The organism is Haloarcula rubripromontorii (assembly GCF_001280425.1).
Taxonomy (GTDB): domain Archaea; phylum Halobacteriota; class Halobacteria; order Halobacteriales; family Haloarculaceae; genus Haloarcula; species Haloarcula rubripromontorii.
On record NZ_LIUF01000001.1, the window covers coordinates 410,338 to 432,759 of the forward strand.

The 22,422-nt window shown below is 64.8% G+C and carries 23 protein-coding genes; 9 read left to right on the plus strand and 14 right to left on the minus strand.

Going from position 1 to position 22,422, the window contains the following annotated elements:
• Positions 1 to 16: 16 nt before the first annotated feature.
• Complete coding sequence (locus AMS69_RS20395) at positions 17 to 163, plus strand: hypothetical protein (RefSeq protein ID WP_162230979.1); 147 nt, start codon at positions 17 to 19, stop codon at positions 161 to 163.
• A gap of 215 nt (positions 164 to 378) precedes the next feature.
• Positions 379 to 1,146, plus strand: a complete 768-nt coding sequence (glpR, locus tag AMS69_RS02115; RefSeq protein ID WP_053966446.1) for an HTH-type transcriptional regulator GlpR — start codon at positions 379 to 381, stop codon at positions 1,144 to 1,146.
• 29 nt (positions 1,147 to 1,175) lie between these two features.
• On the opposite strand, the gene pan2 is transcribed toward glpR, so the two are convergent.
• The 3 genes from pan2 to truA all read right to left on the minus strand — a co-directional run bounded on the left by pan2 (position 1,176) and on the right by truA (position 5,216).
• Complete coding sequence (gene pan2 / locus AMS69_RS02120) at positions 1,176 to 2,396, minus strand: proteasome-activating nucleotidase Pan2 (protein WP_053966447.1); 1,221 nt, start codon at positions 2,394 to 2,396, stop codon at positions 1,176 to 1,178.
• A gap of 149 nt (positions 2,397 to 2,545) precedes the next feature.
• Positions 2,546 to 4,336: an oligoendopeptidase F gene (gene pepF / locus AMS69_RS02125; RefSeq protein ID WP_053966448.1), complete on the minus strand. Its 1,791-nt coding sequence runs from the start codon at positions 4,334 to 4,336 to the stop codon at positions 2,546 to 2,548.
• A 52-nt stretch (positions 4,337 to 4,388) separates the two neighbouring features.
• Positions 4,389 to 5,216, minus strand: coding sequence for a tRNA pseudouridine(38-40) synthase TruA (gene truA, locus AMS69_RS02130; protein WP_053966449.1), 828 nt, complete (start codon positions 5,214 to 5,216; stop codon positions 4,389 to 4,391).
• Between the two features lie 95 nt (positions 5,217 to 5,311).
• On the opposite strand from truA, the gene AMS69_RS02135 reads away from it, so the two are divergent.
• Positions 5,312 to 5,818 (plus strand): GNAT family N-acetyltransferase, encoded by a 507-nt coding sequence (locus AMS69_RS02135; protein ID WP_053966450.1) that lies wholly within the window; start codon positions 5,312 to 5,314, stop codon positions 5,816 to 5,818.
• 64 nt (positions 5,819 to 5,882) lie between these two features.
• On the opposite strand, the gene AMS69_RS02140 is transcribed toward AMS69_RS02135, so the two are convergent.
• Both AMS69_RS02140 and hisS read right to left on the minus strand, forming a co-directional pair.
• Complete coding sequence (locus tag AMS69_RS02140) at positions 5,883 to 6,305, minus strand: SHOCT domain-containing protein (protein WP_053966451.1); 423 nt, start codon at positions 6,303 to 6,305, stop codon at positions 5,883 to 5,885.
• Positions 6,306 to 6,366: 61 nt separating this feature from the next.
• Positions 6,367 to 7,674, minus strand: a complete 1,308-nt coding sequence (hisS, locus tag AMS69_RS02145) for a histidine--tRNA ligase (protein ID WP_053966452.1) — start codon at positions 7,672 to 7,674, stop codon at positions 6,367 to 6,369.
• 244 nt (positions 7,675 to 7,918) lie between these two features.
• Between hisS and AMS69_RS02150 the strand changes: the two genes are divergently transcribed.
• A complete protein-coding gene (locus AMS69_RS02150) occupies positions 7,919 to 8,584 on the plus strand; it encodes an RAD55 family ATPase (protein WP_053966453.1) in 666 nt (221 codons plus the stop codon).
• A gap of 28 nt (positions 8,585 to 8,612) precedes the next feature.
• Here the strand turns inward: AMS69_RS02150 and AMS69_RS02155 are convergent, their stop codons facing one another.
• From AMS69_RS02155 to AMS69_RS02170, 4 genes are all read right to left on the minus strand, one after another.
• Complete coding sequence (locus tag AMS69_RS02155) at positions 8,613 to 9,230, minus strand: DUF7411 family protein (protein ID WP_053966454.1); 618 nt, start codon at positions 9,228 to 9,230, stop codon at positions 8,613 to 8,615.
• Positions 9,231 to 9,575, minus strand: coding sequence for a DNA-binding protein (locus tag AMS69_RS02160; protein WP_053966455.1), 345 nt, complete (start codon positions 9,573 to 9,575; stop codon positions 9,231 to 9,233).
• An 87-nt stretch (positions 9,576 to 9,662) separates the two neighbouring features.
• Entirely contained in the window at positions 9,663 to 10,124 is a 462-nt protein-coding gene (locus AMS69_RS02165) for a 30S ribosomal protein S19e (protein WP_053966456.1), read from the minus strand.
• Positions 10,125 to 10,233: 109 nt separating this feature from the next.
• Positions 10,234 to 11,268 carry a lysylphosphatidylglycerol synthase transmembrane domain-containing protein gene (locus AMS69_RS02170; RefSeq protein ID WP_053966457.1) on the minus strand — a complete coding sequence of 345 codons (1,035 nt, stop codon included), beginning with the start codon at positions 11,266 to 11,268 and terminating at the stop codon, positions 10,234 to 10,236.
• Between the two features lie 96 nt (positions 11,269 to 11,364).
• Here AMS69_RS02170 and thiL point away from each other — a divergent pair, with 96 nt between their 5' ends.
• Positions 11,365 to 12,231: a thiamine-phosphate kinase gene (gene thiL, locus AMS69_RS02175; RefSeq protein ID WP_053966458.1), complete on the plus strand. Its 867-nt coding sequence runs from the start codon at positions 11,365 to 11,367 to the stop codon at positions 12,229 to 12,231.
• Between the two features lie 28 nt (positions 12,232 to 12,259).
• Here thiL and AMS69_RS02180 read toward each other — a convergent pair whose 3' ends face one another.
• The gene (locus AMS69_RS02180) at positions 12,260 to 13,483 is read right to left on the minus strand and encodes a site-2 protease family protein (RefSeq protein ID WP_053966459.1); all 1,224 of its coding nucleotides are present in this window, start codon (positions 13,481 to 13,483) and stop codon (positions 12,260 to 12,262) included.
• A gap of 94 nt (positions 13,484 to 13,577) precedes the next feature.
• Entirely contained in the window at positions 13,578 to 13,826 is a 249-nt protein-coding gene (locus AMS69_RS02185; RefSeq protein WP_004518404.1) for a DUF7123 family protein, read from the minus strand.
• A 419-nt stretch (positions 13,827 to 14,245) separates the two neighbouring features.
• On the opposite strand from AMS69_RS02185, the gene pyrH reads away from it, so the two are divergent.
• Positions 14,246 to 14,932, plus strand: a complete 687-nt coding sequence (gene pyrH / locus AMS69_RS02190) for a UMP kinase (protein ID WP_053966460.1) — start codon at positions 14,246 to 14,248, stop codon at positions 14,930 to 14,932.
• A complete protein-coding gene (gene lysS, locus AMS69_RS02195) occupies positions 14,933 to 16,570 on the plus strand; it encodes a lysine--tRNA ligase (RefSeq protein WP_053966461.1) in 1,638 nt (545 codons plus the stop codon).
• Positions 16,571 to 16,611: 41 nt separating this feature from the next.
• On the opposite strand, the gene AMS69_RS20460 is transcribed toward lysS, so the two are convergent.
• Together AMS69_RS20460 and AMS69_RS02200 are read right to left on the minus strand one after the other, a co-directional pair.
• Entirely contained in the window at positions 16,612 to 16,788 is a 177-nt protein-coding gene (locus AMS69_RS20460; RefSeq protein WP_170084012.1) for a hypothetical protein, read from the minus strand.
• 62 nt (positions 16,789 to 16,850) lie between these two features.
• Entirely contained in the window at positions 16,851 to 17,741 is an 891-nt protein-coding gene (locus tag AMS69_RS02200; protein WP_053966462.1) for a universal stress protein, read from the minus strand.
• 103 nt (positions 17,742 to 17,844) lie between these two features.
• Between AMS69_RS02200 and AMS69_RS02205 the strand changes: the two genes are divergently transcribed.
• Both AMS69_RS02205 and argS read left to right on the plus strand, forming a co-directional pair.
• Positions 17,845 to 19,611 carry a site-2 protease family protein gene (locus AMS69_RS02205; protein ID WP_053966463.1) on the plus strand — a complete coding sequence of 589 codons (1,767 nt, stop codon included), beginning with the start codon at positions 17,845 to 17,847 and terminating at the stop codon, positions 19,609 to 19,611.
• 133 nt (positions 19,612 to 19,744) lie between these two features.
• Positions 19,745 to 21,484, plus strand: a complete 1,740-nt coding sequence (gene argS / locus AMS69_RS02210; RefSeq protein WP_053966464.1) for an arginine--tRNA ligase — start codon at positions 19,745 to 19,747, stop codon at positions 21,482 to 21,484.
• A gap of 65 nt (positions 21,485 to 21,549) precedes the next feature.
• On the opposite strand, the gene AMS69_RS02215 is transcribed toward argS, so the two are convergent.
• Entirely contained in the window at positions 21,550 to 22,341 is a 792-nt protein-coding gene (locus tag AMS69_RS02215) for an alpha/beta fold hydrolase (RefSeq protein ID WP_053966465.1), read from the minus strand.
• Between the last annotated feature and the right edge of the window lie 81 nt (positions 22,342 to 22,422).

Here is a 22,422-nt window from a genome sequence, read left to right on the forward strand (position 1 = left end):
GGAGATAACCGACAGGATGACAGCCGTCGACCTGCTCGCGTTCGGGGCCGCATTCGGGCTAGCGGGTCTCGCAGCGGCCAACTACGCGAGTGGCATCTACGGCGGCGCGATAGTCAGCAGCGTTGGGACCGTCGTCGCGGCACTGTTCGGTGTCCTTAGCTGATACTGGGAGAGAGTTTTTTATGAACGTCTTCATACTAGATGATATAACATCGAAGGTAATCGAGAACTCTCGCAGACCGCGGTATTGCGACGCCGGCCCCGCTCCCGGGGCCAATTCTTTCGGGGTTGATGATGACAAGAACTAACATAGACACACGTTGTAGGCCGAACTCCTCCACAGGGTCCGGGCCCGCCGATGTAGCACTGTAACAGAACATGATACCTGATGAACGACGGAAGGAAATCGTTCGACAAGTGAACAAGTCGGATCGGGTCACGGTCGAGGAGCTCACCGAGGAGTTCGGCGTCTCCGAGGCGACGATCCGACGGGACCTCTCGTCACTCGCGGAAGACGGACTCATCGAACGGTTCCACGGCGGTGCCCTCCCGGCGTCGGAACAGGAGGAAAACGGGACGACCGACAGCATCGACAACCCGAACGGCAAGCGAGCAATCGCCGAGCGGGCCATCGACGAACTGGAAGACGGCGACGCCGTCTTCTTCGACACGGGGCCGACGGCGCGGGAAGTGGCGAAAGCCATCCCGGAGCAGGTGTCCCTGCTCGCCGCGACGAACTCGCCGGAGAGCGCGTTCGAACTCCGCGAGACCTGCGGCGAAGTCAAGGTCGTCGGGGACTCGCTGCGCCAGACCTCGGACGCGCTGGTCGGCCCCAGCGCCGAGTCCTACCTCCGGAAGACGAACTTCGACATCGTGTTCCTCGAGACCGATGCCGTCCAGAGCGACGGCGGCCTCTCCGTCTCGAACGAGGACGAGGCACGCATCAAGACACTGCTCTGTGAGGGCGGCCGGCACGTCATCCTGGTCGCCGACGGGAGCAAACTCGACAGCCGGAGTTTCCGCGAGTTCGCAACGCTCGACGACATCGACATGTTCATCACGGACGTGTCGCTGAGCGACGAGATGCGGAGGGTGTTCGAACAGGCCAACGTCACCGTGGTCGACAATCTGCTGGCCGTTCCGTGAGCCACCCAGAATAGCTGCCGGGGCCGACGCTACGCGAACGCGACCGGCACGCTGCTTGCGTCGTCGTCGGCTTCGATCTTCTCCAAGGCGTCGTGGAGGTCGGACTGCTGGACCGTTGTCCGGCCGTCGCGGATGGCAAACATCCCGGCTTCGGTCGCCAGTGAGGCCAGTTCCGCGCCGGAGAGGCCGTCGGTCTCGGTGGCAAACGCACCCAGATCAACGTCGTCGTCGAGGTTCATCTCCTCGGTGTGGATTTCGAGGATGCGCTCGCGGCCCTCGACATCGGGGTTCGGGACTTCGATGAGGCGGTCGAAGCGGCCGGGCCGCAGGATGGCGCGGTCGAGCATATCGAAGCGGTTGGTCGCCGCGATGATGCGGATTTCACCGCGCTCGTCGAAGCCGTCCATCTCCGAGAGCAGTTGCATCATCGTCCGCTGGACCTCGGCGTCGCCGGAGGTCTTCGACTCCGTTCGCTTGGCCGCAATAGCATCGATTTCGTCGATGAAGATGATAGCCGGTTCGCGCTCGGCGGCGAGTTCGAACAGGTCCCGGACCAGTCGCGCCCCCTCGCCGATGAACTTCCGGACCAGTTCGGAGCCGGCCATCTTGATGAACGTCGCGTCGGTTTCGTTGGCGACGGCTTTCGCCAGCATCGTCTTCCCCGTGCCGGGCGGGCCGTGCAGCAGGACGCCGCTCGGCGGCTCGATGCCGACCTCGCGGAACTGGTCGGCGTTGACCAGCGGCTCCTCGACGGCTTCCCGGACCTCGCGGATCTGCTCTTCGAGGCCGCCGATATCCGAGTAGGAGACGTCGGGGGAGCCATCGACCTGCATCGCCTGCGCGCGGGCGTCGGTCTCGGGGTCAAGGATCTGCTTGACACCGAAGGAGTCGTTGATGGCGACGCGGTCGCCGGCCTCCAGCCCGTCACGGATAGACGGCGAGACTTCAGTCAGCACTTCCTGATTGTTGCCGTGCTGTTTGACGACGACGCCGTCGTCGGTCAGCTCCTCGGCTGTCGCGATGTACAGCGAAGAGGTTTTGAGCGTCTCGTTTTCCCGTTCGAGCTGGTCGACCTCGTCCGTGAGGTCGTGTTGCCGGTCACGGGCGGCGTCAAGCTGCTCAGTCAGCTGTTCGTTGACCTGTACGATCTCTTTGAAATGTTCCCGGAGTGCCTCCAGACGCTCGTCAGGCGTCATATCGGGATCAAGTTCCAACCGTGGTCGTTCCGGAAGCGAGGGACTGCGCGACATTTGGATGGTCGATACTATACGGTTGAGACACAAAGTGCCTTCGGGTCACAGGGGGGTGAAACAGTTATGAGTGTCGAGACGGGGCTGTAGCGGTCAGTGAGACCGGTGGCTCGAACAGTCGGGCAAGCAGCGAGTCGCCGCTGGCCGCCCTACAACAGCTCGGCGAACTCGTCGAGATAGTCGCTGTACGTCGAGAGCGCGGACTCGACCGGGTCGGGACTGGCCATGTCGACGCCAGCATCGCGAAGCAGTTCCAGCGGGTACTGCCGCGAGCCGCTCCGGAGGAAGTCGACGTACCGCTGGGCAGCGGGTTCACCCTCTTCCAGAATCCCGTCGACGAGCGCGACAGCCGCCGAGATGCCGGTCGCGTACTGGTAGACGTAGAACGCGCGATAGAAGTGGGGAATACGCATCCACTCGCGGGCGATTCGGTCGTCAAGTGCCGCGGGCTCGTAGTAGTCGCCCTTCAGGTCGGCGTAGAGATCGTCCAGTCGGTCGGGCGTCAGCGGCTCGCCGGCCTCGGACATCTCGTGGGTCCGCTGTTCGAACTCGGCGAACATGGTCTGGCGGTACAGCGTCGAGCGGAACCGTTCGAGGTACTCGTTGAGGATGTGCCGGCGCAGTCGCTCGTCCTCGACGGTGTCCAGCAGGTGGTGGGTCAGCAGCGTCTCGTTGACCGTCGAGGCGACTTCGGCGACGAAGATCTCGTAGCCGGAGTAGACGAACGGCTGTTCCTCGCTGGTGTACTTGGAGTGCATCGAGTGGCCGAGTTCGTGGGCCAGCGTGTACATCGACTCGACGTCGTCCTGGTAGTTCATCAGGATGAACGGCTGGGAGTCGTAGGTGCCCCCGGAGTACGCGCCGGACTGCTTGTGCTGGGTCTCGTAGACGTCGACCCACCGCGAGTCCAGGCCCTCGGCCAGCCGGGACTGGTAGTCATCGCCCAGCGGGGCGACGGCCTCGGTGACGTACTCGCAGGCCTGCTCGTACTCGATTTCGGGCGACTCCTCCTGGACGAGCGGGACGTAGAGGTCCCACATCCGCAGTTCGTCGGCCCCGATGGCCTCGCGTTTCAGGTCGGCGTGGCGGTGGAGCGTGTCGAGGTTGTCGTGGACGGTGTCGACAAGCGTATCGTACACCTCAACGGGAACGTTCGGGCCGTCGAGCGCGGCCTCGCGGGCGGTGTCGTAGTTCCGGGCGCTGGCCATCTTCACGTCCGTCTTGACGGCGTTCTTGTAGGCCGTCCCAACCGCATTTCGGACCGTCTCCCACTCGTCGTAGAAGGCCTCGTAGACGCGCTGGCGGAACTCTCGGTCGGGGTGTTTCTGCAGCGTCGTGAAGTTGTTGAGCGTGATCGGCTGCTGGTCGCCGTCCGGGTCCTCGACGGTCGGGAACTCCATGTCGGCGTTTGCCAGCATGTTGTACACCTCGCCGGGCGCGCCGGTGACCTCGCCGAGTTCGGCAAGCAGGTTCTCCACCTCGGCCGAGCGGGTGTGGTCTTTCATCCGGAGCACGTCGTCGAAGTAGTGCTCGTAGGGTTCCAGCCCCGGCTCCGCGTCGATCATCGCCTCGATGTCGTCGTACTCTAACTCCTGCAGTTCGGGTTCGAGGAACGACGCGGCCGAACTGGCTTCCGAGGAGAGGGACTGCGAGCGGGCGGTCAGCGCCTGGTACGTGTCGTCGGTCGTGTCCTCGTCCCGGCGCATCCGGGCGTAGGCGGCGACGTTCGACACTGTCCGCATCAGTTCCTCGTAGGTTTCCAAGGTCTTCAGCAGGGTGGCGGCGTCCTCGGTGGCCCGTCCCTCGTAGGCCGACAGGTCTTCGATTAGTTCCTCCGCTTCTTCGTAGGCAGCTTCCCAGTCCTCGTCGCTGGCGTAGAGGGAGTCGAGGTCCCACTTGTACGCCTCGTCGATGTCGCTCCGTGCGGGTACCGAACTCATAGCCCGCTCTTGGGACGGGGCCGAAGTAAGCCTTCGTTTCAGCGGCGGGGAGCTACAGTCCGTCAGCGATGTGGTCGGCGACTCGCGCAGTTGTTCGAGCAGTCGCGCGCCGTCGGGCGAAGACTGTCCGGGCATCCACAGCGGCGTCGTCGTCCCGAGTAAAATTCACGTCCGGGTAGGAGACATCGGTCAGCACCAGCGGTTCGGGCGGGGCGGGTGGGACGCCGTCCGGGCCAAGAACGGGCTCCGGCGAGAGGACGCGGTCGACCTTCGACAGCGGGGCCGAGCCGTCCGCGACGGCCGCCGCGAGCGAGACGAGCCGGCGGACCAGCCCGCGGCAGAACCCGCCGGCACTCACCCGGACGACGAGAAACTGGCCCTCCCGGGTCCAATCGATACTGACGGCCCGCTCGGTGCCGGTGTCGTCGGACGTGAGGTTGTGAAAGTCATGTGTCCCGGCGAGCGCGTCGACAGCGTCGGCCCACCGCTGGTCGTCGACGGGGTCGCGTCCGGGCCGGTCGGCGTCCGTCGGGGCGTGCAGGTAGTAGGTGTAGCTGCGCTGAGCGGCGTCGTGGGTCGCGTGGAAGCCGTCGGGGACCTCGGCGCTTGCCCACACGCGAATGTCGTCCGGTAGTTCGCCGTTGAACGCCACCGGTGAGAGCCACGCCGGCGCGTCGAAGGCGACGGTCTGTGCTCGTGCGGATACGCCAGCGTCGGTCCGGCCGGCAGCGGCGTACCGCTCGGGTAGCCCCTCGCCGCGCTCGCAGACGCCGAGGCGGACGAGCGCCGAGCGGAGCCGGCCCTCGACCGTGTCCACGTCAGGCTGGCGCTGGAACCCGTGGTACGGTCGGCCGTCGTAGGCCACGCGATAGGCGCGCATACCGATTTCTCGACTGCGAGCCACTTGTCTCGTCCGAATCTCAGTCGCTGGGAAGGATAGACGAACTTAGGCGTCCTGAGGACAAAGAAGGGAGTATGTCCAACGCCGCCGCGGCGGATCACGACTTCCCTCGCCCGCCCGAAACGTTCACCGACCACGACGGGCGGACGGTGACAATCGAGGCTTACGACGGCGACATTGACCCACTCGTGGAGATGTACACTGACTTCGGCCCCGACTCCCGGTCACAGGGCGTGCCACCACGGACTGAGGCGGATGTCCGTGACTGGCTACCGAACCTTGTCGAAGACGGCCTGAACGTCGTTGTCTGGCACGAGGATCGCGCCGTCGGCCACGCCGTCCTCGTTCCGTATCAGGACACCTCGGAGCTTGCGATCTTCGTCCATCCGGACTACCAGCACGCTGGCATCGGCTCACAGCTCATCCGCGTACTGCTTGGCTACGGACAGGAGAACGGACTTGACCGCGTCTGGCTCTCCGTCTCGAACACGAACCACGTCGCCCGAGCGCTGTACGAGTCGGTGGGCTTCGAGACGATTGCCAAAGAACGCGTAGAGATGGAGATGGAACGGGCGCTGTGAGCGGCCCACTCACGAACGGCCACACGCAGGGATAGTGGCTACGCGGCAGTAGACCCTGACGCCGTCATTCGGTTTCGAGGGAGACTTCCCTGTCGGTCTTACGGACCTCGTTTTCGGTTCCGCTGTTCGCTGAGAGAGATTCGGTCTCCAGCAGGCGGTCCAGCCGCCGCTCGAACTCGCTGTCTGTCAGTTCGCCGCGGGCGTAGCGCTCTCGGAGGTGATCGACCGGGTCCACCGTCGGTTCCGTTGCGTTGGGTGCATCGGCTTCATCCTGTGCTGTCTCATCCGCCGGGGACTCGATCATCGGCAGTTTCGACCCCAGAAGGGCGACGAGCGGAGCGAGGATGACCCACCCGAGAATGATCGAGACCGGTGCAATCACGTTGCCGAGGCCGGCCACACCCCCAAGCATGGCGATACCCAGCGAGAGTATCGCGATGGTCGCAACGAGCTTCCATCTCGGGAGGGCGATGGAGGGGAGGTTCATGTCGTCCACTCAACACGCTGGTCGCAAAAAGCTACTGTCACAATCCGACCGCGAGGTCGCGCTACTCCGCGAAGTCCTCGAACGTCGGCCGGTCGTGATCGCCGGGGAACGCCGAGAGCGGGACGCTCACCTGCTCGCCGTCGTCCATCTCCTTGAGCGTCACCTCGTCGTTTTCGAGGTCCTGCTCGCCGACGATGACGACCGTCTCGGCGTTGATGCCGTCGGCGTAGCCCATCTGCGCGCCGAACGAGCGGTCGGCTACGTCGCTCTCGACGACGTGCCCGCGCTCACGCAGCTCCCGTGCGATGCGGGCCGCGGTCGGACGGGTGTCGCCGACCTGCAGGACGTAGTAGTCCGTCGAGAGTTCCTCGGCGGGCCAGACGCCGGCGCGCTGGCAGAGGAGTTGGAGCGTGGCGTGGCCGGGCGCGAACCCGACTGCCGGCGTCGGCTGGCCGCCGAAGCCCTCGATGAGATCGTCGTAGCGGCCGCCGCCGAACACCGACCGGGAGACCTCGCCCGTCGAGTCGAAGCACTCGAAGACGACGCCGGTGTAGTAGTCAAGCCCGCGTGCGGTCGTCAGCGAGACGGTGAGGTGCTCGCGGACGCCGAAGTCCGCAGCCGCATCGAGGACTGCCTGCAGGTTGTCGGTCGCCGCGCGAACGTCCTCGGAGCCGGTGAGGTCCGCGAGCGTTTCGATTTCCTCTGCGTCGATCTGCAGCATCTCGTCGAATTTGTCGGCCTGTCCGTAGTTGAGTCCCGCCTCGACGAGCGCGTCGAGGTAGTCGTCGTGGTCGACTTTCGCCCGCTTGTCGACCGCGCGGATCGCCTCGGGCACGTCCACGTCGGCCCCGAACGACTCCAGCACGCCCGCGAGGATATCCCGGTGGGAGACGCGAATCTCGAAGTCCTCGCCGGTCAGCCCGAGATCGGTGAGCATGTCAACGGCGACGGCCAGAATCTCGGCGTCCGCGGTCGGCTCCGACGACCCGAAGATGTCGACGTTGGTCTGGTAGAACTCCCGGAACCGGCCCTGCTGGGGTTCCTCGTAGCGCCAGAACGGTCGCGTCGAGACCCATTTGATCGGTTTCGAGAGTTCCTGTTGCTTGGCGACGAACATCCGCGCGACGGTCGGCGTCAGCTCCGGCGTGAGTGCGACCTCGCGTCTACCCTTGTCCTCGAAGCTGTACAGTTCCTCGACGATCTCCTCGCCGCTCTTGTCGACGTACATCTCTGTCGGTTCCAGCGCCGGCGTGCCGATCTCTCGGAAGCCATAGCGCTGTGCGACATCTTCCAGCGTGTCCATAGCCCACCGCCGAGCCTGCATCTCCTCGGGGTAGAAATCGCGAAAGCCCTTGACGGAGTCGTACATACCCGCGCCTACAGCGAGCGCGCGCTTGAACCTGTTCGTTCACGTTGACCAGAACCACAAATGAAGGGCCGGTAGCAACTCGCTAAGGTGTGCACACTACTGCGTTTGCTAGCGATTTATCTATCACAGGCGGCGTAACCAGTGCACGCTGGCGGTAAGGGAGCTAGAGGCTGACTATATGGGACGCAGCCCGTATTAGAGAGGAGGCAACAAAGAGCGTCTCCGCCGAGAGTGGTCGTATGGGATGGGCAACGGCTCGGTGGACGCGGCGCGGGGTGAGACAGTGACACAGCGATTCGAGATGGGGGTCCGGGCGCTGGACCGGCAGCTCAACGGCGGCATTCCGACTGGAAGCCTTGTCACGCTGCTCGCTGAGCCGGCGAGTCAGGCGGAGCTGTTTCTCTCCGAGTTCGTCGCCCGACAAGAGACGGTGTATCTCTCCGGCGAGCAGGCACCCACGACGATTGCGTCGGCGCTGCGGTCACAGCGAGAAACCTACGACGACCTCGCGGTCAGTCAATTAGACCGGGAGGCTCCGGTCAGCGATGCGCTCGCTCATGTCAAGGGGCTCACCGAAGGGTCGCTCCTCGTCGTCGACCCGGTCGAGCCGCTTGAGCGCGCCGATACAGGGGAGTTTCGGGCCTTCCTCGAAACGCTGCAGGCCAGACTCACACAGACCAACAGCGTCGCGGTCCTGCACGCGCTCAAGCACGACGCAACGCCGTCACAGCGCCACCGGACGGAGTACACAAGCGACATGGTGCTCGACCTCGAAACGGAGCGACGCGACGACGCCATCGAAAACAGGCTCTATATTCCGAAGTTCCGCGGGGGACGAGCGCTCACCGAGCCGATCCGTCTCGACCTCACCGACCGCATCAGGGTGGATACCACCCGAGATATCGCCTGAACGGGCGGGTGCGTAGAGGGGCCGACGGCTACTGCAGGCCCTGGACGCGCGACTGCGTGTGCTCGGGGAACACGTCGGCCACGGCGCCCACGCCGTAGCGCTCCCGCAGGAGTGCCCGGAGTTCGACCTCGTAGTCTGCCTTCGGAATCTCGGCGCTGGGGCCGCTCTCGACAACTAATCGGTCAGCGGCCATCACGTCGATAGCGCCACGACCGATGCCAGCAAGCGGCGCGAGGTAGTCCACGCCGAAGCGGTCCTCGATGCTCTGTGCGAGCGGGCGGTCCACCGTCGGCACCCGGTCGTCGCGCCGGGTGCCGTCGGCCACAGCGTCGAGCGTATCGAGACCGTCAGCATCAGCGAGCCAGTCACCGCTCGCGACGGTTTCGACGGCGTGTTCGTGGACCTGCTGGATGCCGTTTCGCGGGTAGCCGTCGTCGTACATCTGCTCGACAGCGTCGTGGGCCACGTCCGGGTCCAGCTCGACCGTCGCGTGGTCGAAGCCAACAGCCGTTGCGCTCTCCTGTGCAGGGTCCGTGTTACAGATGCCGAACGAGCCGCTGACGAGCGTCACATCGTAAAAGGGATCAAGCAAAAGCGCCGCCAGCGTCGAGTCTTTGCCGCCGCTGTACAACAGGGCACAGCGCATCTACCGGCGCTTGATGTCGAAGCTCTTTGAGTCGGGCGTCAGCTCCGAGAGGAGTTCCTTCATCTGATCCTCGTCAATCTGGCCCTGCACACGGCCGCTGCGGGCCAGCGCGACGACCTGCTGTTCTATCTGTTCGCCGACCTGCGGTTTGGACATCTTGACCGTGTTGAGCCGTTTGCGAGCGCCGTCCGTGAGGTTCTGCTTGAGAACCGCCTGCTTCTGGGCTTCGGCCTGCTGTTGCGCGGCCTCCTGACCCTCGCTCTCGCCGCCCTGCTGTTCCTTGAGCTGCTCCATCTTCTTTTTCCGGAGCTCTTCGAGTTCTTCCTCGCTGGGGTCGCCACTCATAGTTGTGTGAAAATACTGGAGTCGGTCGGAAAACGATTTCGGAGCAGGGACTACGGGACGAGCGAAAAACAGCCAGAACGGCGTCAGTTACGCGTAGCGTTCGAGTTCCGGACGGTCGAGTTCCGTCAGGAGGTCGCCTGCAGTATCGTCGAGGAGGCTGCGACCCTCGCCGGTGACGCGGCGGCCGTCGTTCTCGCTGGTCTCGACGTAGCCGGCGTCTTCGAGCTGCTGGAGCGCCGTCCGGATGATGTTGCCCGAGCCCTTGGTCTTCTGGTGGGGGCGAACGCGGTAGCGGGTCGTCCCCTGCTTCGAGGTGCCGTACTCGGAGCGGAGGGCGTTGACGCCGACGGGGCCGTCGACGGCGACCTTCCGGAGGAGGCTGGCGGCGCGTCGAGCCCAGAAGTCTTCCTGCTCGGGTGGGAGTTCGCGGTCGACGCCGGTTTTCGTGTATTCGGCCCAGTCCGGCGCTTCGATGTCGTCTTCGTCTGCGAGCGTCTCCGTGAGTGCCTCGATGAGTTCCTCGGGGGGAACGTCGTAGAGTGTAGCCATTGCAGAATGCTTTCCGTCGCCGTCATTTAAACGCGTCGTTCGCAGTCGGCGGGCGTGAACCGTTCACTCGCCCGTAGGGCAGCGATGCTTCTACCGCGAACCGTGGCAGTCACTCCTCGGGCGAGGTAGCCTGATCGACACTGAGTGCGGCGGCGACGCCGCCGCCGATGATCGTCGGCAACAGGTAGCTCCCGACGCGGTGGATCAGTACTGCGGAGGTAGCGAGTGCGGCCGAAACCGGGGCCGTCGAGACGAGCAGCGTCACGAGTACCGTCTCGATAGCGCCGGACCCGCCGGGTAGCGGGACGACGCTGGCGATGCTCCCGACGGGGACAACGAGCAGGACAACTTCGACCGGAACTGGTGCCCCAACGGCGTACAGCGACGTCCACAGCGACGCCGACAGGCAGACCCAGCCAAACGCCGAAAGCCCGAAGGTCTGGAGGACCGTCCGGCGGTCGGTCGCGATGCGCTCGATAGCCGAAAAGAATCCCTCGATTCGCGCCTCGATGTTTTCCGCAGACGGCGGTGACCACCGGGGCATAACGCTCGACAGCGCAGCCAGAGCCGGGACAACACCCCGAATGACTGCCGCCTGTACGCGGTCTCTATGTCGCCAGCCCAGGACAGCAATAGTGGGGATGCCGACCGCAAGCGCTGCGACAGCACCGGCTGCAAACGTCAGATTCCGGGTCAGCTGGACCGCTCCAGCGGCGACGAAGGTGAAGCCGACGATGGCGTACCCGACCGACGGGAGGAAGTGGACCGTATCGACAGTGGCGATAGCCGCCAGCCCGGTCTCGTACTCGGAGTCGGCGGCCGTCGAGATCAGCAGCGCGCTCAGCGGCTCGCCGCCGGCCTGGCCAAAGGGTGTGACGTTGTTCGAGAACACAGCGGCGACGAATACGAGTACGGCAGTGTGTGGTGCCACCGGTGCGCCCAGCGCCTGCAGGACCGTCCACAGCGCTAATCCCCACGAGACGAGCCACAGTATGGCGATACCTGCGACGGCGAGCAACGCCCCCGGGTCCGCTGTCGCGAGCGCGGCCAGCGTCTCGTCGATGCCGACAAGCCACACCAGCCCCGCGAGAACGGCAAGCGCTGCCGTGAATCCGACGACAGTCGCCATCCGGTTCCCATCCATGTGGATGGGATTGGCAGTCTCCGATTTCAACCCACCGACCCTGTCTTGCCGAGAGATATCCACGGGGGTTTTGCCCCGGGAACTCGACGACGGGGTATGGACGAGCGGGCTGCACTCGCCGACCTCGCCGACCGGCTTCCCGACGCTGGCGACGACTGCGCCGTCGTGGACGGACAGGTCATCACGACCGACATGCTCCACGAGCGGACGGACTTCCCGGCGGGGACGACCCGCTACACGGCCGGCTGGCGAGCCGTCGCGGCCTCGCTGTCGGATGTAGCGGCGATGGGTGCCGACGCAACTGCGGCGGTGGCCGCGTACGGCGCACCGACATTCGAGGCGGAGGAACTCGGGGCGTTCGTCGACGGCGCACAGGACGTGTGTCACGCGGTCGGTGCAGAGTACGTCGGCGGCGACCTGGACAGTCACGACGAGTTTACCGTCGCGACGACGGCCATCGGCTCCGCGGCTGCCCCGGTCCGGCGCTCGGGCGCGTCGCCCGGTGACGCGGTCTGTGTCACCGGCACGCTCGGTCGCTCAGCCGCCGCCCTCGAACTGTTCGACCGGGGAGACGTCGACCACGCGAACGACCTCTTCCGGTTTGAGCCGCGCGTACGTGCGGGCGCTGCGCTCCGACCGCACGCGACGGCGATGATGGATTCGAGCGACGGGCTGGCCCGCTCGCTGCACCAGTTGGCCGAGGCCAGCGGCTGTGGCTTCGCTATCGAGGAGCCACTGCCAGTAGACGAGCAGGCCGACGCGCTTGCGGAGACTGAACAGGAGCGCAGGGAGTTCGGTGTATTCTTCGGCGAGGACTTCGAGCTGGTGTGTACGTTGCCCGAGTCCGACGTGTCCGAAGCCAGAGCGGCAGTGCCATGCCCGCTTCACCGAATCGGTACGGCCACCGAGCGCGGCGTCACGCTCGACGGCGAGCCGCTTCGGGACCGGGGCTACTCTCACTGAGAGGGGTCCCGGCGACGCGAGCGACTGGTCAGATCGCGCTGATTTCGAACGGCACCGGCGTGAAACAGGCCAGCCCAAGCAGGAACGTAAGCAGGCCAAGCAGCGTCCGCCGTCGGTCCAGCGTCGTGTCCACGGTCGGTCTGGCGGGGCCCGCATACGCGAGTCCGGTAGCGAACAGGCCCCAGAATACCCACAGTCCCCAGACGCCGAAGCCGACCGGCGGCGGGTCGCGGGTGAAATACAGGTAGCCGGCGAGTGCAAACAGTGCGCCGGGCACGGCGGCGGCGACGGTCTCCTGTCGCTGGCCGACGATGGACCGCACGATGTGGCCGCCGTCGAGTTGCCCGACGGGGAGGAGATTCAGGAAGGTGAAGAACATCCCGGCCCAGCCAGCGAACACGATTGGATGGACCGACTCGCCGGGACCGATCTCGGTCCCGAGCCCCAGCGCGTCCACCAGCGCTTCCAGCGCCTGAAACAGGAGCGGATAGTTGAATGTGATGATGACGCCGGTGTCGCTGTTTGCCACGCGTTCCGGGACCGTAATCGGGTCTATCGAGAGGCCGATGATCGTGACGATTGTCGTCGCGACAAGGCCAGCCAGCGGCCCGGCGACGCCGATGTCGAACAGCGCCGTGCGGTCAGGGATGCGCCCGCGGATGTTGATGACCGCTCCCATCGTGCCGAGATACGACGGGAACGGGATGAAATACGGGAGCGTCACGTCGACGCCGTGGTAGCGGGCTGCGGCGTAGTGGCCCAGTTCGTGGATGCCCAGCACGCCCAGCATCGCCACGGCGAACGGCCAGGCCTCGAAGACGCGAAGCGGGGCCTCGGCGACCGGGATGTAGTACCAGGCGCTCGCCCCGACGTACAGCGTCGAGGCGATGGTCGCGAGCAGGAGCCCAATGTTGAGCCACGGGAGGCCGGTGTCCGTGTCAATGGGTTCCGCCACTAGCGCGTACTGGTCTCTACCCGCGTGCAACCCGTCACTAAGGGCGGTAATCGAGTCGCTGTCGCCCGGACCGCCGACAACGGTCGTGCCGCCGTTGCTCGCGGGACCGAGTTCTTCGAGCCGAACGTCGTAGCCCTGCTGTCGGAACACCGGCCTGAGCTGCTCAGTGACGGCGGCTGGTGACACTAGCGGGTCGCCGATATACTGAACAGTCCCGTCTCCCCGCCGCACTGACGAGACGGAGAACACGCCGGCCAGTCGGTCAGGCGACGGCGGGTCATCGGCGGAGCCACTCATCGACTACTCGTAGACGATGCGGGCACAAATACTCCGCGAACGATCACACAGTTAGCAGGTACGAGTCCGAAAACTGTACGCGGGGACCAGTCGCCTACGCCGGCTCGATACGCCAGGTGGTCGCGCTCGTGTACGACCACTTTTCGACGTTGATCTCGGACGCGCTGTCCTTGAGCTTGACCATCAGGGCACCGATCTCCTTCGGGGAGAGACCGACTTCGTCGGCGATGAACTTGCTCTTGAAATACATCTCGCCGTCACTTGCCTTCTCTGCGAGGAACGACTTCAGTCGCTCTTCTTTGGAGGGCTCTTCCTCGCCGGAGGGCGTTGCAGTAGCGCTCATCTTTGTCACCTCACTCCTCCGTAACCCCGCCGGGAGTATATAAAGGCAGGAACCTTCAGGTCACTTCGGTCACTTTCAGGACAAATCGGGCTAAAACGCATTTTTTATAACCGTTTCAAATTCCTTTAGACATTTTACAAAGCCATCTGAGACGATATCTGGACACCAGTTTCGAGGTAGTTTGAACGGTCTGTAAAAGAGAGATATCACCCTCTGTGGCCCCAACAGGCGGCATATTTCGCTGGTAGAACGGCGGAGCCGTCAGACGTGCGTCAGCACGTCGGGCACACGTCATACGGAGATTCGCGCCGGTGCGTGGTGGATAGCAGTCGCTGTGGGGGCCAGAAAGGGCCGTCTATAGAGACGGCGGTCAGTGGCCTTGACAACCCTTAAGAGTGCATCGCGGTTACGGCGGGCTAATGAAAGTCGTCGTCTCCATTGGCGGGAGCGTACTGGCTCCGGACCTCGACGCGGACCGGGTCGCCGACTACGCCGACGCCATCCAGTCGCTCGATGCACAGGGGCATACACTCGGAACCGTCGTCGGCGGCGGGCCGACTGCACGTGACTACATCGGCAGCGCCCGCGACCTCGGCGCGAACGAGATCGAACTCGACCAGCTCGGTATCGCTGTCACGCGGCTGAACGGCCGGCTATTGATCGCCGCGCTGGACGACCGCGCGGCACCGACGCCCGCGGAGAGCTACGACGAGGGGCGAGAAGCCATCCGTCGCGGGGACATCCCCGTTCTCGGGGGCATCGTCGCCGCACAGACCACCGACGCCGTGGCGGCCGCGTTCGCGGAGTACGTCGGGGCTGACCTGCTCGTCTATGCCACGTCGGTTCCGGGCGTCTACGACGCCGACCCGAACGAGGACGGCGACGCGACGCGGTTCGACGAACTCGGCGCGGACGAACTCGTCGATGTGATCGCCGACATCGAGATGGACGCCGGCAGCAGCGCGCCGGTCGACCTACTCGCCGCGAAAATCATCCAGCGGTCCGGCATCCGGACGATAGTGCTCGACGGCGCTGACCCAGACCGCGTCGTGCGCGCGGTCGAAGACGGCGAGTTCGAAGGGTCTGAGATTCTCCCGGAGGCATAGATGGCGGAAGACCCCTACGAGGTCGGACGGGGCGGTTCCCGGGCGTTCTGGGCCGATTCCGTCGCCGACGCCATCGAGGCGCGTGACCCGGACGAGCCAATCGTCATCAAGGGCGGTGTCTCGCCGTCCGGCGTCCCCCACATCGGCCACTTCAACGAGATTATGCGGGGCTACTACGTCGCCGAGGCGCTGCGGGACCGCGGCCACGAGGTCCGGCAGGTGTTCACCGCCGACGACAAGGACCGCCTGCGTGCGGTTCCCCGCCAGCTCGCCGACCTCGACTGGAATGTCGTCGGCCTCGGCGAGGTCGACGCCGGCGCGCTCGGGCGAAACCTCGGGAAGCCCTACACGGACATCCCGGACCCCTTCGGCTGCTGTGACTCCTACGGCGCGCACTTCACGACGCTCCTGCAGAAGAGCGCCGAACTGGTCGGCGTCGACGTGGAGTTCGTCTCGAACACGGAACTGTACGCCGACGGCGAGTTCGAAGCAGTCACGCGCCGCGTGCTCGAACGCGCCGACCGAGCCCGCGACGTGCTCGCAGAGTACCAGAACAAGGTTGACGACGACTACGTCCCGTTCCTGCCACAGTGTGCCGAATGTGGGAAGCTCACCGAGGGCGTCACCGCGGTCGACCTCGATGCCGGCGAAATCGAGTACGTCTGTGAGGATGTCGAGGCCGGCGACCAGACCATCGAGGGCTGTGGCCACGAGGGGACGGCGACGCTCCGGGACGGCAAGCTCCCGTGGCGGTTCGAGTGGCCCGCCCAGTGGGAGATTCTGGGCGTCGACTTCGAGCCCTTTGGCAAGGACCACGCCGAGGGGTCCTGGCCCTCCGGCGAGGACGTCGCCGAGAACGTGCTTGACATCCAGCCGCCGGTCCCGATGGTGTACGAGTGGTTCACGCTGGACGGCGAACCCCTCTCCTCGTCGTCGGGCAACGTCATCACTGTCGATGAGGTGCTGGACATCCTCGAACCGGAGGTGTTCAAGTACTTCTTCGTGAAAAACCCGCGGAAGCAGCGGGACTTCTCCGTCGAGAATGTCGACCAGCTCGTTGACGAGTTCGACCGGTTCGAGCGGCGCTACTTCGGTGAAACAGACGGAAGTGAGGACGAGATGGAACTCGCTGAGCGAGCCTACCCGATGGTCGTAGACGAACCGCAGGAACAGCGGGTTCGGATTCCCTACACGTTCGCGGCCGTCCTCGGGATGACAGATGACCCGGCGCTCCGGGAGCAGATAGCCCGGAAGGAGGGTCACATTCCGGACGATGCGCCGGAGTGGGCCGTCGAGCAGGCGCTTGCCCGCGTCGAGCGCGCCCAGGAGTGGGCCAGCCTGACGAACAACGAATTCAACTACGAACTCAAGCGCGCCGAGATGCCCGACGTGTCCTTCGACGACGAGACGGCGGCCGCGCTGGACGAACTGGCCGATTTCATCGCCGAGGGCCACAACGGAGAAGCGATTCAGTCGGAGATCTACGAGACGGCGAAGCGAAACAACATCGACATCGGCGAGTTCTTCTCGGCCGGCTACCGGCTGCTGTTCGACGACACCGAAGGTCCACAGCTCGGGACGTTCATCGCGAAGCTGGACCGTGAGTTCGTCGTGGAACGGTTCCGTCGAAACGAGTGAGCCTGAGTAAGCAAGTCTTACCGGGCTGCGAAACGGCGCGTTCAGGGCGACTGTTGCTGCGTATCTGCCCGGTCGAACATCGGCCCGAGCCGTTCGTCGTAACAGTCCTCACAGACGTACGCGTCGATGACGCCGGCCTCGCTATGCGTGTGAATCATTGCGTGGACGGTCGCGTCGAAGGGGACCGTCTCGCCACAGATCCCGCATGTTTCTGGCATGTTCCGGCACCGGTTTGCGGTACGTTCCCACGGTACATAGAACAGGTGGTTCGTCCACCTGCTCAGGTCGAACGGGGCGTCACCAGCACGGGGACATCGGCAGTTCTGACGAGTTGCGATGTGACGCTTCCGAGCAACTGGCGTTTCAGGTTCGAGCGGCCGTGTGATGCCATCACGACGAGGTCGATATCTCGGGCCGAGACGTACTCACGGATGCCGGCGGCGACGCCGTCGAGGGAGTCGGTTCGTTCCACCGCGGTTGCAACCGACACATCCGGGGCAATCTGTCCGATTTCGTCGGCGGTCGCTGCAACGGCGTCACGTCCGTTCTCGTCCAGTCGTTCAAGGAACGTCTGGTCCAGCCCGCCGGCGTTGAACGCGCCGCCGGCGGCCTGAATATCAACGACGTTGAGGACGTGGACCATCGCGTCGTATCGGCCCGCAACCTCCGTAGCGTGTTCCGTCGCCGTCTTAGCGTTCTCGCTGCCATCGGTCGGGAGGAGTAGCCGAGAGTACTCGAAATCGTCCGGCTGTGTCCCGTCTGAAACGACGAGGACAGGCACCGCGGACCGGTGTAAGACCTGTTCAGTGACGCCACCGAGAAGTCGCTTCCCGAGACCGGTCATCCCCTGTCGGCCAAGAACGATGAGTCCGGCATCAGTGTCACGAGCGCGCGTGTCTATCTGCACGCTCGGTTTCCCCTCCAGCAGCTCTGTCGTGACCGACTGGCCGATATCGGCTGCGAGTGACTCGATCTCCGCGAGGACCGACTCGCCGTGTTCCCGGAGACGGGCGCTCTCGGGGTCAGTTCGCGTGAGCCTGCGTGCTCGTTGGTTGAGGACATACACCGCCTCGGCAGTCGCGTCAAAGTCCATCGCCAGTTCGAGGCCACGCCGGGCGGCGGCGACGGATTCGTCGCTCCCATCGACGGGAATGAGAATGTGGTCGTACATTGTGTGGTCGTTTGCGGCGGGGTCACTTCACCGTTGGCTGCGCTGTGCCAGCAGTGTGTCCCAAACCAAACCCTCTTGCTTGGCTAAACCTATCTTCTGATAAATGGTGAGTACGTTGACGTGGGTCCTCGCGGGCCTTGTCGCCTACACCCTCCTCGCGATGGCGCTACGGACTCGCGGCGTTGTTCCCGAGTATATCCGATTTAGCGGCCCGATTACGACGATCCACACGCAGAAGGGCAAGGCAGTTCTCGACTGGCTCGCGCGGCCAAAGCGGTTCTGGCGCGCCTGGGGGAACCTCGGCGTCGGGTTCGGCCTCGTCGTGATGGTCGGCTCGTTTCTCCTCGTTGCGCTCGGAGCCTACCAGGCGCTCGTCAACCCACAGCCCTCGGCACTGAACGAACCACGGAACGCGCTGGCGATTCCCGGCGTGAACGACTTCCTCCCGCTGTCGGTCGCACCGGAAATCGTCCTCGGGCTATTGCTCGGCCTCGTCGTCCACGAGGGCGGTCACGGGCTGTTCTGTCGCGTCGAGGACATTGACATCGAGTCGATGGGGCTTGCCCTGCTGGCGATTATTCCGATCGGGGCGTTCGTCGAACCCGACGAAGACGAACTCCTCCGTACCGACCGCGGCTCACAAACCCGGATGTACACGGCCGGCGTGACCAACAACTTCGCACTCGCTATCATCACGCTCCTGCTGCTTTTCGGACCAGTTGCCGGTGCTATCTCCGTCGTCGATGGCGTTCCGGTCGGGAGCCCAATCAGCGGAACCCCCGCCGCCGATGCGGGCATCGAGTCGGGTGACGTCATCACGGCAGTCGACGGCCAGCCTGTCGAGACCCAGCAGGAACTCGAATCGGTACTCGGAGAAAGCGACGCACAGGCTGTCGAAGTGGCTCGCAAGGATGCCACCCCCGTCACCGTCGAGCGGTCCGTCGTTGTCTCTGCGGCCCTCCAGAGCGCGCCACTCGGAACTGGTGAGACGATTGTCGCGGTCAACGGGACCGCAGTGGCGACCCGCAGTGAGTTCGAGCAGGCGGCCCGAACCCATTCCGTCGCGACGCTCGAAACTGAGTCCGGGGAGACGGTCACGACCCCACTCGGCGCGTACGTGCTGGTCGCCGAAGACGGCCCGCTCGCCGGGGAAGGAGCGCCAAGCGGCGAAGGGATGATTATCACCGCGGTCAACGGGGAGCGCACACACAGCGGGGCCGCACTGATGCAGGCTCTTGAAGGGGGAGAACCCGGTGACAGAGTGACAGTCACCGGCTACGTCGACGGCTCGCGGGAAACCTACGAGCTAACGATGGCCGAGAGCGAACAGGTCGACAACGGTATCATCGGTGTCGGCATTCAACAGGGCATCAGCGGCATCCAGGTCAGTGACTTCGGCATCGACGCCTACCCCGCGGCGGCGTTTCTTGAATTCATCGGTGGCTCGCCTGACACACCGACATCGGTCTCCGAGTTCTCGTTCGCCCAGCGGATCTTCAGCACGCTCTTGCTTCCGTTCATCGGCGTTGCTGGCGGCTTTGGCTATAATTTCGCCGGCTTCACCGGAATCGCAACGAACTTCTACACCGTTCAGGGCCCGCTCGGGGCGCTCGGGTCGACGCCGGTGTTCCTGCTCGCAAACGTCCTCTTCTGGACCGGCTGGATCAACCTCGTCATCGGGCAGTTCAACCTCATCCCGACGTTCCCGCTCGACGGCGGCCACATTCTTCGGGCGTCGACTGAATCGTTCGTCTCGCGGCTGCCGGTCTCGGACGGGCGGCGGGTGACGACGGCTGTCTCGATCGCAATCACAGTGTCGATGATCAGCGGCCTCCTGTTGATGGTGTTTGGCCCGAGGCTCCTGACCTGAGGCGAACCGTCGTCTCTGTTTCTCCCGACGACTGCCAGACTATTGTGGTTGCTGTGAATGGAGCGTCTCACAGGCCGTCTGTGACGGTCGGGGTTTCGTTACCCATTTACTCCCCGCCGCGAAAGCCGGGCGTATGTTCCTGCAGCTCCGTGCGGAGGTCGAGGACGCCCTCGCCGACGCACTCACAACCCTCGACCTGCCGGCCGAGGACCTCGGTATCGAGGAGCCACCGGAGGACGTCGACGCCGTGTTAGCGTCCAGCGTCGCCTTCCGGCTGGCCGGCGAGGTCGGTACCGCGCCGCCGAACGTCGCCGGCGATATCGCCGACGCAATCGACGCCGACGACCTCACCTACGTCAGCGACGTGACGACACAGGGGCCGTATGTCAATTTCCTCCCGAGCGAAGCGTACTTCGCCGAGACCCTGCAGTCGGTCACGGAGAGCGAGTTCGGCCGGCTCCCCGACCGCGACACCAGCGTCGTCGTCGAACACACCTCCGCGAACCCGACCGGCCCGGTCCACGTCGGGCGAGCGCGCAACCCCATCATCGGTGACGCCGTCGCCCGCGTGCTGGACTACGCCGGCTACGACGTCGACCGCCACTACTACGTCAACGATGCGGGTCGCCAGATTGCGGTGTTCACCTGGGCCTACGAGACCTTCGGGGAGGACGACCTGCCCGAACCCCAGCGAGACTCCCCAGAGTACGAGATGGTCCGGTACTACCGAAAGGGCAACACCGTTCTCGAAGACGGGGACCCCGAAGAAGTCGAGGAAGCAGAGACCGAGATACAGTCAATTTTGCAGGGCCTCGAAGACGGCGACGAGGAAACCTACGAGCGGGTCGCCGAGGTCGTCGACACTGTGTTAGGCGGGATGCAGAACACACTCGGTCGCCTCCCGGCGGAGTTCGACGAGTTCGTCAAGGAAACGCGGTTCATGCGCAACGGCGACACGGACGATCTGGTCGACCGACTGAAAGCGCTCGACTGCGCCGTCTACGAGGAGGACGCCTGGCAGTTGGACCTGCCCGACTTCGAGAAGAACCTCGTGTTCCTTCGCTCGGACGGCACGTCGCTGTACACCACCCGCGACCTGGCCCACCACGAGTGGAAGTTCGAGAACTACGACCGCGCCGTGACGGTGCTTGGTGAGGACCACAAGCTACAGGCCGACCAGCTCGACGCCGCTCTCGGCCTGCTGGGCAACGACACCGACCAGCTCCGGCAGGTGTTTTACTCCTGGGTGAATCTCCCCGAAGGTGGGATGAGTACACGCGAGGGGACCGGTATCGACCTCGATGATCTGCTAGATGAGGCTATTGACCGCGCGCGCGAGGAGGTCGAGTCCAGACTCGACGACCGGACCCGCGGCGACCTCGACGAGGACGACATCGACCGCATCGCCCGCCAAGTCGGCATTGGCGCGGTGCGCTACGACATCGTCTCGAAACAGCCGACGAAGGGCATCACCTTCGAGTGGGACCGCGCACTCGACTTCGAGGCCCAGTCCGCGCCGTACGTCCAGTACGTCCACGCGCGCTGCTGTGGCATTCTGGGCGACGTGGAGGGCGATGTGCCCGACCAGCCGGACTTCAGCCCGCTCGCCGAACCGGAAGAACGCGATCTGCTTCGCGAACTGGCCCGGTTCCCCGCCGTCATCGAGGCGGCCGCCGACGACCTGACGCCACACACCGTCGCTACCTACACCCGCGACCTCGCCGAGACGTTCAACGCCTTCTACCGGGAGTGCCCGGTTCTCGACGCCGACCCCGAGACCCGCGCCGCGCGGCTGGCGCTCGTCGACGGGACCCGGACCACGATTGCGAACGCGCTCGACGCGCTGGGCGTCGAAGCACCGACCTCAATGTAGGAGCGGTCTGCGCCGGGTATCCGGTGTGACGGACGCGATTGCCGACACAAGTCCGTCGAGCTGGCCTACTTCTGCAGGAACGCGGTGACTTCCGGTTCGATTAGTGCAGGTGCCGCAGCCGGGCCGCTGTGGCTGACACCATTGAACTCGACGAATCGACTCCGTGGCAGTGCGTCGTGAACGTCCCGAGCACTCTGTCGAAGGAAATCCGGCCCATCGGTGCCGGACAGAACGAGAGTGGGCGCGTCGACATCGAGTCGGTCCGGGAGCCGGTACTGTTCGACGGAGCGGTTCATCCGGACGACCTCCTCGGCGAGGCCCACACAGTCGGGCCAGACCGGCCAGTCCGCTAGCCAGGCGTCGAGGTTGTCGATACCGCTTGGGTGAAGCACCTGTTCGATGTAGCGTTTCACCGCCTCCTCCCGCTTCCCATCACGTACGAGCGACGCCATCCGGTCGGCGAGGTCAGCCTCAGCCCGGTACGCGTCGGGAAGTACTGCCGGTTCGTACGCGACGACCGCATCGACCGCCGTTTCGGTCGCGGCCTCGATAGCGGTGAGCGCGCCGTAGGAGTGGCCGAACAAGATCGGGTCGCCGTCGACAGCGTCGATAAGCGCCCGGACGTATCTGACCTCGCGGGCCAGTACCTCGTCGGCGCTCGTTTCCGAGGGGGAGTCGAGGCAGGTCCCGAACCCCGGTCGCTGGGGGACGACACCACCGTATTCTTCGAACTGTGGGAGGACCGGCCTCCAGTACTCCGTGGGTGCCATCCCACCGTGTAAGAGAATGAGTGGCTGGCCGTCGCCGTAGCGCTCGAATTCGACATCAATCTCGTCTGTTGATTGTGCTGGCTGCATACAGTAGTACGGTCGAGCGCAGTCGGGCTAAGCCGTTCTCTCAGTGCTTCGGCCGTTTAAAAGGGCTGGGTCGGCAGGGGT

Coding starts and splice junctions, on each gene's coding strand:
- AMS69_RS02150 (WP_053966453.1), top strand. CDS start 7,919: ATGGGCAACGGCTCGGTGGACGCGGCGCGGGGTGAGACAGTGACACAG.
- AMS69_RS02180 (WP_053966459.1), bottom strand. CDS start 13,483: ATGAGTGGCTCCGCCGATGACCCGCCGTCGCCTGACCGACTGGCCGGC.
- AMS69_RS02205 (WP_053966463.1), top strand. CDS start 17,845: ATGGTGAGTACGTTGACGTGGGTCCTCGCGGGCCTTGTCGCCTACACC.
- AMS69_RS02135 (WP_053966450.1), top strand. CDS start 5,312: ATGTCCAACGCCGCCGCGGCGGATCACGACTTCCCTCGCCCGCCCGAA.
- AMS69_RS02140 (WP_053966451.1), bottom strand. CDS start 6,305: ATGAACCTCCCCTCCATCGCCCTCCCGAGATGGAAGCTCGTTGCGACC.
- AMS69_RS02155 (WP_053966454.1), bottom strand. CDS start 9,230: ATGCGCTGTGCCCTGTTGTACAGCGGCGGCAAAGACTCGACGCTGGCG.
- thiL (WP_053966458.1), top strand. CDS start 11,365: ATGGACGAGCGGGCTGCACTCGCCGACCTCGCCGACCGGCTTCCCGAC.
- AMS69_RS02165 (WP_053966456.1), bottom strand. CDS start 10,124: ATGGCTACACTCTACGACGTTCCCCCCGAGGAACTCATCGAGGCACTC.
- AMS69_RS02215 (WP_053966465.1), bottom strand. CDS start 22,341: ATGCAGCCAGCACAATCAACAGACGAGATTGATGTCGAATTCGAGCGC.
- AMS69_RS02160 (WP_053966455.1), bottom strand. CDS start 9,575: ATGAGTGGCGACCCCAGCGAGGAAGAACTCGAAGAGCTCCGGAAAAAG.
- hisS (WP_053966452.1), bottom strand. CDS start 7,674: ATGTACGACTCCGTCAAGGGCTTTCGCGATTTCTACCCCGAGGAGATG.
- AMS69_RS02185 (WP_004518404.1), bottom strand. CDS start 13,826: ATGAGCGCTACTGCAACGCCCTCCGGCGAGGAAGAGCCCTCCAAAGAA.
- pepF (WP_053966448.1), bottom strand. CDS start 4,336: ATGAGTTCGGTACCCGCACGGAGCGACATCGACGAGGCGTACAAGTGG.
- pyrH (WP_053966460.1), top strand. CDS start 14,246: ATGAAAGTCGTCGTCTCCATTGGCGGGAGCGTACTGGCTCCGGACCTC.
- pan2 (WP_053966447.1), bottom strand. CDS start 2,396: ATGTCGCGCAGTCCCTCGCTTCCGGAACGACCACGGTTGGAACTTGAT.
- truA (WP_053966449.1), bottom strand. CDS start 5,216: ATGCGCGCCTATCGCGTGGCCTACGACGGCCGACCGTACCACGGGTTC.
- AMS69_RS20460 (WP_170084012.1), bottom strand. CDS start 16,788: ATGCCAGAAACATGCGGGATCTGTGGCGAGACGGTCCCCTTCGACGCG.
- lysS (WP_053966461.1), top strand. CDS start 14,933: ATGGCGGAAGACCCCTACGAGGTCGGACGGGGCGGTTCCCGGGCGTTC.
- AMS69_RS02200 (WP_053966462.1), bottom strand. CDS start 17,741: ATGTACGACCACATTCTCATTCCCGTCGATGGGAGCGACGAATCCGTC.
- AMS69_RS20395 (WP_162230979.1), top strand. CDS start 17: ATGACAGCCGTCGACCTGCTCGCGTTCGGGGCCGCATTCGGGCTAGCG.
- AMS69_RS02170 (WP_053966457.1), bottom strand. CDS start 11,268: ATGGATGGGAACCGGATGGCGACTGTCGTCGGATTCACGGCAGCGCTT.
- argS (WP_053966464.1), top strand. CDS start 19,745: ATGTTCCTGCAGCTCCGTGCGGAGGTCGAGGACGCCCTCGCCGACGCA.
- glpR (WP_053966446.1), top strand. CDS start 379: ATGATACCTGATGAACGACGGAAGGAAATCGTTCGACAAGTGAACAAG.